General features: G+C 67.9%; 10 protein-coding genes. 6 read left to right on the top strand and 4 right to left on the bottom strand.

Translation table 11 applies throughout. From position 1 onward, the window contains the following. The first annotated feature begins 95 nt into the window (after positions 1-95). Both J2S53_RS02680 and J2S53_RS02675 read left to right on the top strand, forming a co-directional pair. Complete coding sequence (locus J2S53_RS02680) at positions 96-647, top strand: DUF402 domain-containing protein (protein ID WP_456239603.1); 552 nt, start codon at positions 96-98, stop codon at positions 645-647. Positions 648-797: 150 nt separating this feature from the next. Beyond that, positions 798-1316 carry a DUF402 domain-containing protein gene (locus tag J2S53_RS02675; protein ID WP_456239602.1) on the top strand — a complete coding sequence of 173 codons (519 nt, stop codon included), beginning with the start codon at positions 798-800 and terminating at the stop codon, positions 1314-1316. 105 nt (positions 1317-1421) lie between these two features. Here J2S53_RS02675 and coaE read toward each other — a convergent pair whose 3' ends face one another. Continuing rightward, positions 1422-2621 carry a dephospho-CoA kinase gene (gene coaE, locus J2S53_RS02670; protein WP_456239601.1) on the bottom strand — a complete coding sequence of 400 codons (1200 nt, stop codon included), beginning with the start codon at positions 2619-2621 and terminating at the stop codon, positions 1422-1424. Positions 2622-2776: 155 nt separating this feature from the next. After that, positions 2777-4279: a 30S ribosomal protein S1 gene (gene rpsA, locus J2S53_RS02665; RefSeq protein ID WP_092924855.1), complete on the bottom strand. Its 1503-nt coding sequence runs from the start codon at positions 4277-4279 to the stop codon at positions 2777-2779. Positions 4280-4715: 436 nt separating this feature from the next. Between rpsA and J2S53_RS02660 the strand changes: the two genes are divergently transcribed. The 4 genes from J2S53_RS02660 (at position 4716) to J2S53_RS02645 (ending at position 9473) form a co-directional block, all read left to right on the top strand. Next, on the top strand, positions 4716-5588 hold the full coding sequence (locus J2S53_RS02660) for a class I SAM-dependent methyltransferase (protein WP_456239600.1): 873 nt from the start codon (positions 4716-4718) through the stop codon (positions 5586-5588). A 94-nt stretch (positions 5589-5682) separates the two neighbouring features. Then, the gene (locus J2S53_RS02655; protein ID WP_130466987.1) at positions 5683-6660 is read left to right on the top strand and encodes a GNAT family N-acetyltransferase; all 978 of its coding nucleotides are present in this window, start codon (positions 5683-5685) and stop codon (positions 6658-6660) included. A 49-nt stretch (positions 6661-6709) separates the two neighbouring features. After that, the gene (locus J2S53_RS02650) at positions 6710-7399 is read left to right on the top strand and encodes a hypothetical protein (RefSeq protein ID WP_456239599.1); all 690 of its coding nucleotides are present in this window, start codon (positions 6710-6712) and stop codon (positions 7397-7399) included. A gap of 10 nt (positions 7400-7409) precedes the next feature. Then, positions 7410-9473 (top strand): YhgE/Pip family protein, encoded by a 2064-nt coding sequence (locus J2S53_RS02645; RefSeq protein WP_456239598.1) that lies wholly within the window; start codon positions 7410-7412, stop codon positions 9471-9473. A 79-nt stretch (positions 9474-9552) separates the two neighbouring features. Here the strand turns inward: J2S53_RS02645 and J2S53_RS02640 are convergent, their stop codons facing one another. Together J2S53_RS02640 and polA are read right to left on the bottom strand one after the other, a co-directional pair. Continuing rightward, positions 9553-9960: a VOC family protein gene (locus tag J2S53_RS02640; protein WP_130466985.1), complete on the bottom strand. Its 408-nt coding sequence runs from the start codon at positions 9958-9960 to the stop codon at positions 9553-9555. A 322-nt stretch (positions 9961-10282) separates the two neighbouring features. Next, positions 10283-12973, bottom strand: a complete 2691-nt coding sequence (gene polA, locus J2S53_RS02635) for a DNA polymerase I (protein WP_456239597.1) — start codon at positions 12971-12973, stop codon at positions 10283-10285. Position 12974 lies beyond the last annotated feature (1 nt).

Below are 12974 nucleotides of genomic sequence, written 5' to 3'. Positions count from 1 at the left end.
CTCCCAGCTTACGGGGCCGGTACGACATCACGCCGCCGACTGCGGATCGCGCTCGAATGCGGACAGCGAGACCTCTCAACTCGTAGAGTGGCACCGTGACGACGCAACGGGAGATCGCCGCGGACCTCGGGCTTCCGATTCATCCCCCGAAGGTGGAGATTTTCGATCTGACCGATCGGACGAACACCGACGCCAAACAGCGGGTGCGCCGGGTGGACGAGTACCGGACGGAACCGTTCGGGCTCTACATGGCACGTCCCATGATCGACCACCCCGAGCTGGACTACCTCGAGTCCTGGCTGCTGCCCGACCTGGACCTGCGGATCAGTGACTACCGGCGGAGACCGGGGCACGACAGGGAACAGGACTTCTACGTCGACATAGCGCGGATCGAGCCGGGCGAGCACCGCTGGCGCACCGTCGACCTGTACCTGGACATCGCCGTCAGGCAACGGCAGGACGCGCGGGTGCTGGACAGCGACGAGTTCGTCACCGCGCTGCGGGCGGAGCTGTTGGACGACGAGACCGCGCGGCGCGCGATGGACACCACCCACCGGGTGGTGGACGGGCTGGCCCGGCACGAGTACGACCTGCCCGCGTGGTTGCACACCCTCGGCGTCGAGCTGAGCTGGCGACGCACCGGTTGACCGAGCTCGGGGCGGCAACACGTATCCACCCCTCGGAACAACCGCCGAATCTCGCAATGCGTCGAACGAGATCCGAACGTGATGTCTACAACACTCAAAAGTTACGTAACGGATTCATATTGTTGATCATTTCACAGTTCCCGTGCGGCTATGGTCGAGTTCGTGGGTTCGGTGATCACTCCTCAACACGTTGAAGTCGTCGATGTCGCCAGTGGGCAGCGACACCTGGGCTCCGGGATCACCCAGCAGCTTGACGACTGCCATCTCGAGCGGTGGGGGTTGTGCCTGGAACGCAGCACACCCGACGACCCCGTGCACGGCAGCGAGGTGACCTGGTTACTGCCCGAGCTCGGGCTGCGGCTGACGCGCTATCGCCCCCGCAGCAGACACGCCCGTCCGGACGGCAGCCTGCTGACAGCGGCCCGGATCGACCGGGACGCGCGTTCCTGGATCACGACGGATCTGCTGCTGGGGCTGGAAGTGCCCGAGCACGGGGCCGCACGAATCGTCAAGTCCGAGGAATTCGCCGCCGCGGTCAGCGACGGGATGCTCACCCCGGAGGAAGCCGATCTGGCGGTGTGCACGGTGCACCGGATCTACGAGGAGATCCGGCTGCACCGGGATGTCGAACAGTGGTTGGCCTACCGCGGCGTGTTCACCGCTTGGTAGCCGGAACAGCGCTCGGGCGGGCGCCCCGGAACCGATCGAGCCAGTTGAAAACCCCGTACGGAACTCGGCTGCCCGTCGACACGCTCCCGGAAGGGCCCGGACGACTCACCACGGCGGCGGCTGCCATCCGGTCTCGGATGCCCACCGCTCCGCGCGGGGCAGCGCCCGCTCGAACCAGGACCGCTTTGCCTCGACGTAGCGACGCGTATCGGGATCGGAGCCGAACCGGACCGCGAGGTCGCGTTTGATCGAGGCGTACTCCCGCCGAGCCCCGTCATCGGCGCGGAGCCAGGCGGGAAACAGCAGCGCGAGCCGCCAGTTGGCCGCCCCCGCGACCCGCGGGTACAGCTTCGCTCGCAGTCCCGGGTCGGCGGAGACGTGCGTGCGATCGGGCCACTGTTCCGGATCCGGCTGAGGGTGGTGCACCTCGTCCGTGTCCGCTCCGGGCAGTAGGGGCATCCCCGCTTCGGCCAACGGCTCGACGAGCGCTTCCGCCTCGGCGAGACTCCGCACGGTGAGCTGTAGGTCGATCACGTCATCGGCGGGCAGGCCGGGCACCGAGGTCGAACCGATGTGATCCACGCGGAGCGCGGAATCACCGGCGGCCTTGGAGATTCTTGCCAGCAGCCTGCTCGCCCGGCGCGGCCATTCCGGGTCCGGCTCGACGATTCGGGGCCCGTTGAGCGGTAGGGGGTTACGGGAGCGGATGTTGGCCTCGAAGGGCACGAGCCGCTCCCGCCAGAGCTCGTCCACGCTCGACCGGATCCGGTCCAACTCGGCACCGTTGTCCAGCCAGATGTCGGCAGCGTCCCTGCGCTGCGCTTCGCTCGCCTGCGCCCCGATACGTGCCCTGGCGTCCTCCTCGGGCAGTCCGCGGTCGACGAGCCGCCGCACTCGCTGCTCCACCGGAGCGTCGACGACGATCACGAGGTGGTAATCGGCCTGGTAACCGTTCTCCACGAGCAGCGGGACGTCGTGGACCACGATGGCATCGGGACCGGCTTCGGCCATCAGCTCGGCGGTTCGTGCGGCGACTCTGGGGTGGACGATGCCGTTGAGGTCGCTCCTGGCCGACTCGTCGGCGAAGACGAGGCGTGCCATGGCGGCGCGATCCAGCGCGCCGTCGGCATCCAGTACCTCGGGGCCGAAACGGGCGGATATCTCGGCCAACCCGTCGGTTCCGACGGCGACCACTTCCCTGGAGATCCGGTCCGCGTCGACGACGCGAGCGCCGTGTTCGACCAACCGGTCGGCGACCGTCGACTTGCCCGAACCGATTCCTCCGGTGAGACCAACGCGCAACATCGGCTTCATCCTGCCAGGCGGTTCAGGCCGTGCCGAAGCGGTCCGCCGTGCCGTGGAGCGAGCCGACCGGGCGAACGACGAAAAACGGCCCCGCCCCTGCTCGCGGCAGGGACAGGGCCGTCGACGGTTTCAGCCGTTCACCGCCGAACTAGCGGTCACGCGCCACCGGAGAGCTTCTCGCGGAGAGCGGCCAGCTGAGCGTCACTGGCCATCGCACTCGGCTCCTGCTCTTCCTCCTCGGCGGGAGCGGCGGAGGTGTAGTTGCCCTCCTGCTGCTGCTGTTCCTCCTCGCCACCGGCGGCAGCCGCGGCGGCGTCGGCCTCGGCGGCCTTGGCGACCTGGCGCATGTGAGCCTCGTAGCGCTCGAGGGCCTCGGCGTACTGCCGCTCCCACTCCTCGCGCTGGGTCTCGTAGCCTTCGCGCCACTCCTGGGTCTCCGGGTCGAAGCCCTCGGGGTAGATGTAGTTGCCGTCGTTGTCGTACTCGGCGGCCATGCCGTACTGCGTCGGGTCGAAGTCCGAGTCCGGTGTGAAGCCCTCGTTGGCCTGCTTCAGCGACAGCGAGATGCGCCTGCGCTCCAGATCGATGTCGATGACCTTGACCATGACCTCGTCACCGACCTGCGCGACCTGCTCGGGAATGTCCACGTGGCGCTCGGCCAGCTCGGAGATGTGGACCAGACCCTCGATGCCCTCGTCCACGCGGACGAAAGCACCGAACGGCACGAGCTTGGTGACCTTGCCCGGCACGATCTGACCGATCGCGTGCGTACGGGCGAACTGACGCCAGGGGTCCTCCTGCGTCGCCTTCAGCGACAGCGAGACCCGCTCCCGGTCCATGTCCACGTCGAGCACCTCGACGGTGACCTCCTGGCCGACCTCGACCACCTCGCTCGGGTGATCGATGTGCTTCCAGGAGAGCTCCGAGACGTGCACCAGTCCGTCGACCCCACCCAGATCGACGAACGCACCGAAGTTGACGATGGAGGAAACGACGCCCTTGCGGACCTGGCCGTTCTGCAGCTGGTTGAGGAACTCACTGCGCACGGCCGACTGGGTCTGCTCCAGCCAGGCACGGCGGGACAGCACGACGTTGTTGCGGTTCTTGTCCAGCTCGATGATCTTGGCTTCGAGCTCCCGGCCCACATAGGGCTGCAGATCGCGGACGCGCCGCATCTCCACCAACGAGGCGGGAAGGAAACCACGCAGGCCGATGTCGAGGATGAGACCACCCTTGACGACCTCGATGACGGAGCCGCGCACGGGCTCGTCCTTCTCCTTGAGGTCCTCGATGGTGCCCCAGGCACGTTCGTACTGCGCGCGCTTCTTGGACAGGATCAGACGGCCTTCCTTGTCCTCCTTCTGCAGGACAAGAGCCTCGACAAAGTCGCCGACGGCCACGACCTCGGCGGGGTCGACATCGTGCTTGATGGAGAGCTCCCGGGAAGGGATGACCCCCTCGGTCTTGTAGCCGATGTCGAGCAGGACCTCGTCCTTGTCGACCTTGACGATAGTGCCTTCGACGATGTCGCCATCGTTGAAGTACTTGATGGTCTGGTCGACGGCGGCGAGGAAGTCCTCCTCCGTCCCGACGTCGTTCACTGCGACCTGCGGCTTGGTGGCGGCTGCAGTCGGGACGGTGGTGGTGTCGGTGGACATCAGGTGGGTTGCTCCGGTACGGGTAGGTCGGTTGTCGAGTCTCTAGGTTCTCATGCACCCGGATCGGCTCCGCACGGACCACCCCCGCTACCGCCGAGGCACCCCCCCACGGAACGACGGGAACCGCCGTTGACCACACCGACGTTCCACTTCCGTCCGGAAGCCGCAGCTTCCGGCGGGAAGCAGCACGTGCGGTGGCTTCCCGCGCGGTGTTTTTCCGAGAATGACCGCTTTCGGAACGAATCCCGAAGGCGGACGGACCACGCGAAAACGGACTGTTCCGGCGCCGTGCGGTAACACGGGCCCTGACGGAGACAGACCCCTGGTGCGAGCGATAGCGTACCCGTCTCGGCGATCGTGGGGCAAATCGCCCGGCGGTTCCCGAAAGCTGTCGGCACCGGCACGCACCGCACACCACACGATTCCCAGGGAGGCGATGGTGACCAATCCCGCACCCGATCCGACGGGGCAGGCGGCGGAGTCCCAGCACAGCAACGCCGAGAGGATTCTCGGGACGATCGGGGTGGCCAACCGCGCGGCCGGAGCTACGGAGTCCCGTTCGGCGAGCAGAATGTGGTGGGACGCCGACGCGGACGACTACCAGGCCGAACACGGTCCGTTCCTGGGCGACGCGGAGTTCGTGTGGTGCCCGGAACGACTCAGGGAACGCGAGGCGCGCCTCCTCGGCGACGTCGATGGTTCGCACGTACTGGAGGTCGGCTGCGGAGCGGCGTCCTGCTCCCGCTGGTTGGCCGCCCGGGGAGCACGACCGGTGGGGCTCGACATCTCCGGCGGGATGCTCGGGCACGCCCTAGCGGGCAACGAGCGCAGCGGGATCCACGTCCCGGTGGTGCAGGCCAGCGCCGACATGCTGCCCTTCGCGTCCGACTCGTTCGACATCGCCTGCTCCGCGTTCGGCGGCGTGCCGTTCGTGGCGGATTCGGGAGCCGTCATGCGTGAGGTGGCGCGCACGCTGCGCCCCGGGGGGCTGTGGGTGTTCGCGGTGACGCACCCGATTCGCTGGGTGTTCCCGGACGACCCAGGCCCGGACGGGCTCACCGCCGTCGGCTCCTACTTCGACCGCAGCCCCTACGTGGAGATAAACGGCACCGGCAGGGCCACCTATGTCGAGCACCACCGAACCCTGGGCGACTACATCACCCAGCTCGACGACGCGGGGTTCCGGCTCCGCGGCCTCGTCGAACCGGAATGGCCCGACGATCTCACCGAGACCTGGGGACAGTGGAGTCCGCTGCGCGGCAGAACCCTGCCCGGAACCGCGATCTTTCGGTGCGAGCTCGCGGCATGACGACCGAGTCGACGTCTCCCGTCGCACCGGTGTTTCGCCCACCTGACCACGGCACACAACCACCGGAATCCCACGAAGGAAGCGCAGCAGGGTCGTGACCAGCGCTCAGGAACTACTGGAAATTCAGCAGGCGAGGTTTCGCCGGTTGGATCCGGCACTGCCGGAGGCCTACCCGCTACCACGCGGCGGTGAACCGGTGATGGCCCGGTTGCGCGGTGGTGAACCGGTGGCGGGACTGACAGCACACACCACCCAGCCACCGGGCTCGCTGGCGAGCCTGTGGTCGACCACCGAGACCTACGAGCTGTTCCCACTGCTGGGCGATGCTCCGGGGGAGGGCATGGACGCACTGCTGCACGCGCTGCGACGGCAACTCGGCGAGCTGGGGGCACCGGAGCACGACTCCTCCTGCCTGGTCACCTGGCCCAGCGGGGACGTGGCGGCGACTCGCGCCCTGCTGGATCACGGCTTCGTCCCCTTGTCGTGCCTCGCGATACGAACGCCCGTGGCTACAGTAGATACGAAACTGTCTGGTACCGTAAAAATGCGCCGGGCGGAGCCTGCCGACGTGGACAGTGTGGTGGAGCTGGCGATGGCCGAACTCGAATACGCCGCCCTCGTCGGCGCCTCCGTTCCGCGCTCCGGCGCGGCCGGACTCAAGCGCGACGCCGTGTCGGTCCGACTGCGCACGAAGAGCGGACCACGCGGGATTCGCCGCGCGGACGGCGCGCCGTCCGGCGACCCGGTCTGGTTGGCCGAACGGGACGGAAACCCGGTCGGACTGGCCGAGTGCGGCTGGGTCGACGCGGACAACCATCACAGTGGACACCGGCTCGGCAACGGGCTCTGGGGTTACGTCAACTGCCTCTCGGTACGCGAGGAGGAGCGGGGCACCGGCATCGGGCGAGAACTGATGTCGTTGGTCCACGACGACTTCGCCGCCGCGGGTGCGGTGGGCAGCTATCTCTACTACAACCCGGCGAATCCGTTGTCCCCGGTGTTCTGGCACCGCAGGGGCTATCGCCCGCTGTGGACACTCTGGGAGATCAGACCGGCAACCGCGCTTCGCTGAGAGCCGCGGCGAGGGGTGCCGGTCGCTGACGCGAAAGGCACGCCGAGTCGTGGAAATCCTCGCAGCGGGCGCCGGAGTCACCGGGCCACACGGGACACTGCTCGAACCGACCTCCATACGGGCATCGTCGGGAGAACTGCTGCTGGTGTCAGGACCGCCGAGATCCGGGCGCACCGCACTGGCCCTGCTGCTCGCGGGCAGACTCCGCCCCGACTCGGGAACCGTGCTCCGGAACGGGCGCCGGGCCCCCGCCGAGCTGCGCGAAACCGTGGCCGTCGTCGACGCGCCCGGTGTCACCGAGCCGGAAGGCAGTGTCCAGCTGCGCGATGTGGTCGCCGAAGGTCTCGGGATAGCCGGACGGCGCTTCGGCGGACGGGCGGTACGCGACTGGCTCGCGGAACGCGGTCTGCGGCAGCAGGCCGGCCTGAGATTCGAACGGATCACCCCGCACTGCCGCACGCGGCTGCTGCTGGACCTGGCTCGCGAGGCTCGTGGCGTCGAGGCACTCGTGCTCGACTGCCCGGACCGGCACGGCGGCGAGGCGGTCCGCTGGTACAGCGCCGCGCAGGAGGCCGCCTCCCAGGGATACGCCGTCGTCGCGCTGTGCTCACCGCACACCGCCACCGAGCTCAACCACCTCCCCGCGCGTATCGGCACGGACAACGACGAGCCGGCGTCACCGCCGCGAACCGAACCGTCCGCCGATTCAGCCCCGCCCGCCGACTCCGGCTCGTTTTGAGGAAATCAGCATGACCACGTTCCGGCTGGCTCGGACCGAGCTCCGTCGACTGACCTCCGGCAAATTACCCAAACTCGCCCTGGTAGCGGTCACGCTCGTACCGCTGCTGTACGGCGCGATGTACATCTACGCCAATCTCGACCCCTACGAACGCCTGTCCGCCGTCCCCGCCGCCGTCGTGATCGACGACGAAGGGGCCGAAACGGAGGACGGCAGCGAACTCAACGCCGGCGAGAAGGTCTACGACCGCCTCGTCGATTCCGGGGACTTCGACTGGCACCGGGTCGATGAGCGACGGGCGACCACCGGTGTCTCGGAGGGGAGCTACACGTTCGCACTGGTGATTCCGGAGGACTTCTCGCGTGCACTGCGGTCGCCGAGCGATTTCGACCCCAGGCAGGCCCGGCTGCGGCTGGTGACCAACGACGCGAACAACTATCTGGTGGGCACCATCGCCGACCGCGTGGCCACCAGGATCCGTGAGTCGGTGGCCGCAGATGCGGGCAGTGACGCGGCACACCAACTGCTGCTCGGGCTGAGCACGGTGCACGACCGAACAGCACGGGCGGCCAACGGGGCGGGAGATCTCGCCGACGGAGCGGGCGATCTCGACACCGGATTGGAGAACGCCAGGCAGGGCGCCGAGAAACTGTCGACGGGCACCCACGAGCTGCTCACCTCGCAACGGAAGTTGACCGACGGCGCCGCGACGCTGGAGGAGGGCGCGGGCCGGATCTCCGCGGGCAGTCAGCGGCTCGCAGACGGAGCGGACGAACTGCGCGAGAAGACCGCGGATCTTCCCGACAAGAGCGAGGAACTCGCCGACGGTGCCGAGCGGGTCGCGGAGGGCAACTCCGAACTGGCCGCCACGGCCGAACGACTCGGCGGCGTCTCGCAACACATCGTCGACGAGCTGGACGGGGCCAACGAGAAGATCGCGGACCGCCTGCGGGCGCTGGGTCTCGACGAACAGGAGATCGAGCGGATCACCGCCACGCTGGACGAACTGAACCAACCGCTCGACGAGACCAACAGTCAGGTGCAACAGCGGGTTTCCCGGGTGAACGAACTCGCCGACGGTGCCGAGCGGGTGGCGAGCGGGGCTCGCCGACTGGCCGACACCACCCCGGAACTGACCAACGGCATCGAGAAGCTCGACGAGGGCTCACAGCGTGTCACCGACGGGGCGAGCGAACTCGACCGAGGGCTGGGCGAACTCGTGGACAACCAGCGGCGTGCGGTCTCCGGAACGGAGGAGCTGGCCGGAGGCGCCGACGACCTGGCGGCGGGGACGAGCAGGCTGGCCAACGGTTCGACGGAACTGGCGACGGGGTCGAACGAACTCGCCGACAGGTTGTCGAGCGGGGTGGACGAGATCCCGAACCCGGACAGCGGAGCACGGCAGGCCACGGCCGAAACCATCGGGGACCCGGTCAAGGTGAGCGAACGGGCGCAGACCAGTGCGGGCAGCTACGGCGCCGGGCTCGCGCCGTACTTCATGGGGCTGGCGCTGTGGATCGGCGGTTTCGTGCTGTTCCTGCTGCTGCGGCCGCTGTCCAACCGGGCACTGGCCGGAGGGGTCGCCCCGTGGCGCGTCGCGCTCGGCGGCTGGCTACCCGCGGCGATCGTGGGAACCGTGCAGGCCGTACTGCTCTACGGGGTCGTGCGGTTCGGGGTCGGGATAGAGCCGGCCAGGCCGGTGGCGACGCTGGCGTTGCTGGTGCTGACCTCGCTGGCGTTCACCGCCGTGGTGCACTCGCTCAACGCGGCCTTCGGACCACGCGGCAAATTCCTGGCGCTGGTGTTCCTGGTGCTGCAGCTGGTCAGCGCCGGTGGAACCTTCCCGTGGCAGACGACACCGGCACTGCTCCATCCACTGCACCACGTACTGCCGCTGAGCTACGTCGTGGACGGCCTGCGGCAGCTGCTCTACGGCGGCTCGCCGGACAACGCGGCACACGCTGCACTGGTACTGGGCAGTTACCTGGTCGGGGGGCTGCTGCTGAGCACGGCGGCAGCGGCACGCCAGCGGGTGTGGACCGCGAAACGGCTTCGTCCGGAGCTCGCCCTGTGACATGGTGCGGACCAGGGCGTGACCGATGACCGAACCGTTCGGGCGGTGGCCTCCCGAGTGGACCACCGCCCGAACGGCGTCACTGCTCGGAGCGCTGCGAGGGATCGTCGTAACGGGCGACCTCGATCAGGTTGCCGTCCGGATCGCGCAGGTACAACGAGGTGATGGGGCCGTTGGTGCCGGTGCGGACCACGGGCCCGGCCTCGATCCGCACGTCGTTGGCCCGCAGGTGCTCCTGGACGTCACCGAGCGCGTCGCCGGTCACCAGGCACAGATTCGCCGACCCGGGAACCGGGTGGGTGGCCGTGGGCTCCACCAGTTCACTGGCGGCGTGCAGTTTGATGGTCTGCTGTCCGAAACGCACCGCGCGCCGTTCCTCCTGGAACTTCACGGGCTCCATACCGAGAATGTTCTCGTAGAAGTCCAACGCACGATCGACATCGGCCACGGTAAGTACCAGGTGGTCCAGTCTGTCGACGTTGATCATGATCCTCCTTCGCCGACGCCAGGCACGCTCCCCCAACACCACGCGTCGACACCGCGGTTTCTCGTGTCGTCCAACTACGTCGGGTCCCCGGCGATTCGTTTCCCCTGATCGAGTGAGCAGACGGAACCCCCGACGGAACCGGTACCGCCGACGCATCAATGAATCCAGGGCAGCCTAACGGCAGCCGTTGATCGCCGAAGCAGCAGGCCGACACGGTTCAGTGTGTGCCCACCGCACTCCGGAGCGGTAGGGGAAACCGCCCTCCGCGACGCGGAAGGCGGTTCCGTCCAGCGAGCATCCCGACCACCCGAAAAAACTCCGATCAGTGGGCGGCCGCGTCCCAGGAGACACCGGTACCGACCGAGACCTCCAGCGGAACGTCGAGTTCGGCGGCCGAGGTCATCTGTTCCCGCACCACACGCCGAACCGCCTCGGTCTCGCCCTCGGCCACCTCGATGATCAGCTCGTCGTGCACCTGCAGCAGCATGCGGGAGGCCAGTCCCTCCGCCGCCAACGCGCGGTGCACTCCGAGCATCGCCACCTTGATGATGTCGGCCGCGCTGCCCTGGATGGGAGCGTTGAGGGCCATGCGCTCGGCCATCTCGCGACGCTGCCGATTGTCGCTGGTCAGGTCCGGAAGATACCGGCGCCGCCCCAGGATCGTGGCGGTGTAGCCCTCCTTGCGCGCGCGCTCGACGATCTCGTGCAGGTACTCCCGCACGCGCCCGAAGCGGGCGAAGTAGGCCTCCATCTGCTGCTTGGACTCCTCGTTGGAGATCTGCAGCTGCTGGGCCAGCCCGTAGGCGGACAGTCCGTAGGCCAGGCCGTAGGACATGGCCTTGACCCGCCGGCGCAGCTCCTGGTCGACCTCGTCGATGGGAACCCCGAAAGCCTGCGCCGCGACGTAGTTGTGCAGGTCCTCGCCGGTGCGGAACGCCTCGATCAGCCCTTCGTCACCGGAGAGGTGAGCCATGATCCGCATCTCGATCTGGCTGTAGTCCGCGGTCAGCAGGGTCTCGTAGTCACGCCCCACCACGAACACCTCGCGGATGCGGCGCCCCTCCTCGGTACGGACCGGGATGTTCTGCAGGTTGGGCTCGGTCGAGGACAACCTTCCGGTGGAGGCGATCATCTGGTTCAGCGTGGTGTGGATCCGACCGTCGGAAGCCACCGCCTTGTCCAACCCCTCCACCGTGGTCTTGAGCTTGGTGGCGTCCCGGTGCTCCAGCAGGTACCGCAGGAAGGGGTGCTCGGTCTTCTCGTAGAGCCCCTGCAACGCCTCCGCGTCGGTGGTGTAACCGGTCTTAGTGCGCTTGGTCTTGGGCATGCCCAGCTCGTCGAACAGCACGGTCTGGAGCTGTTTCGGCGAACCGAGGTTGATCTCCTTGCCGATCACGGCGTACGCGTCCTCGGCCGCCTGCTTGACCCGCGCGGAGAACCGGGATCCCAGTTCGGTGAGCCGATCCTGATCGACCGCGATCCCGGCTGTCTCCAGATCGGCCAGCACCAGCAGCAGCGGCAGTTCCAGATCGGTGAGCAGCCCGTGGTTCTCGATCGCACGCAGCTGCTGGTCCAGCGCGTCGGCCAGTTCCAGGACCGCCTTCGCCCGGGTCAGTTCCGCTGCCGCCGCGTTCTCCCTGACCTGCTCTTCGTCCTCCAGCAGCGAGAGCTGACCACTGCCGTCGCCCTGGTCGACGGTGAGATCGCGCTGCAGGTAGCGGACCACGAGGTCGGGAAGGTCGAAGGAACGCTGTCCCGGACGGACCAGGTAGGCGGCCAGTGCCGTGTCACTGTTGAGCCCACCGAGCGACCAGCCGCGGTCGCGGATCGCGTGCAGCGCCCCCTTCACGTCGTGCGCGGCCTTGGGGACGGCCGAATCGGCCAGCCACTCCGCGAAAGCCGCGTCGTCGTCCGAGGTCATCGCGGTGACGTCGACGTAGGCTCCCTGCCCGGCAGCGCTGGCCACGGCGATTCCGGCGAGATCACCGCCGTTGCGGGACGAACTCCCGGAACAGGCCAGGCCCACGCGCGAACCGTCCCACGCGTGACGCTCCAGCCAGGTGCGCAGCGTACCGGGCTCGACGATCCCGCCGGCCACCTCGAAACCCTCGACGACCTCCGGCTCCTCGGTCGACAGCGTGGCGAACAGTCGGTCACGCAGTACCCGGAACTCCAGATCGTCGAACACCCGGTGCACCGCGTCGCGGTCCCACTGCCCCATTCGCAGGTCCTCGGGCCCGGAATCGAGCGCGACATCGTCGACCAGCTGAGTCAGCTGCCGGTTGAGCAGCACCTGAGCGATGTTGTCCCGCAGCTTCTCCCCGGCCTTGCCCTTGACCTCGTCGGCCCTGTCGACGAGGTCGGACAGCGAGCCGAACTGCTGTATCCACTTGGTGACCGTCTTCTCGCCCACACCGTCGATCTTGGGAAGGTTGTCGGACGGATCGCCGCGCAACGCGGCGAAATCGGGGTACTGCACCGGGGTGAGCCCGTACTTCTCCTCGACCGCCTCGGGCGTGAAACGGGTCATCTCGGAGACACCCTTGCTGGGATAGAGCACGGTAACGTCCCGGTTGACCAGCTGCAGCACGTCCCGGTCACCGGTACAGATACTGACCCCGAAGCCGGATTCCACAGCCTGTCCGGTCAGGGTCGCGATAACGTCGTCGGCCTCGTAGTTCTCCCTGCTCAGGACCGGTATGTTCAGCGCACCGAGCACTTCTTGGATCAGACTCACCTGGCCGCGGAACTCTTCCGGCGTCGAACCGCGGTTGGCCTTGTAGTCCGGAAAGGTCTCGGACCGGAAGGTTTGCCGCGACACGTCGAAGGCCACCCCGAGGTGTGTGGGCTGCTCGTCCCGTAGCAGGTTGATCAGCATCGAGGTGAAGCCGTAGACCGCGTTGGTGTGCTGTCCGGTGCCCGTCTGGAAGTTCTCCTTGGGCAGTGCGTAGAACGCTCGGTAGGCCATGGAATGGCCGTCGATCAGCAGCAGGCGTCGGTGCTCGGATGCCATC

This window comes from Actinopolyspora lacussalsi (genome assembly GCA_030803735.1).
Classification (GTDB): domain Bacteria; phylum Actinomycetota; class Actinomycetes; order Mycobacteriales; family Pseudonocardiaceae; genus Actinopolyspora; species Actinopolyspora lacussalsi.
The sequence above is the reverse complement of the archived record's forward strand: the minus strand, read 5'-3'. Positions and strand labels throughout refer to the sequence as shown.

Coding starts and splice junctions, on each gene's coding strand:
- polA (WP_456239597.1), bottom strand. CDS start 12,973: ATGGCATCCGAGCACCGACGCCTGCTGCTGATCGACGGCCATTCCATG.
- J2S53_RS02660 (WP_456239600.1), top strand. CDS start 4,716: ATGGTGACCAATCCCGCACCCGATCCGACGGGGCAGGCGGCGGAGTCC.
- J2S53_RS02645 (WP_456239598.1), top strand. CDS start 7,410: ATGACCACGTTCCGGCTGGCTCGGACCGAGCTCCGTCGACTGACCTCC.
- J2S53_RS02640 (WP_130466985.1), bottom strand. CDS start 9,960: ATGATCAACGTCGACAGACTGGACCACCTGGTACTTACCGTGGCCGAT.
- rpsA (WP_092924855.1), bottom strand. CDS start 4,279: ATGTCCACCGACACCACCACCGTCCCGACTGCAGCCGCCACCAAGCCG.
- J2S53_RS02675 (WP_456239602.1), top strand. CDS start 798: ATGGTCGAGTTCGTGGGTTCGGTGATCACTCCTCAACACGTTGAAGTC.
- coaE (WP_456239601.1), bottom strand. CDS start 2,621: ATGTTGCGCGTTGGTCTCACCGGAGGAATCGGTTCGGGCAAGTCGACG.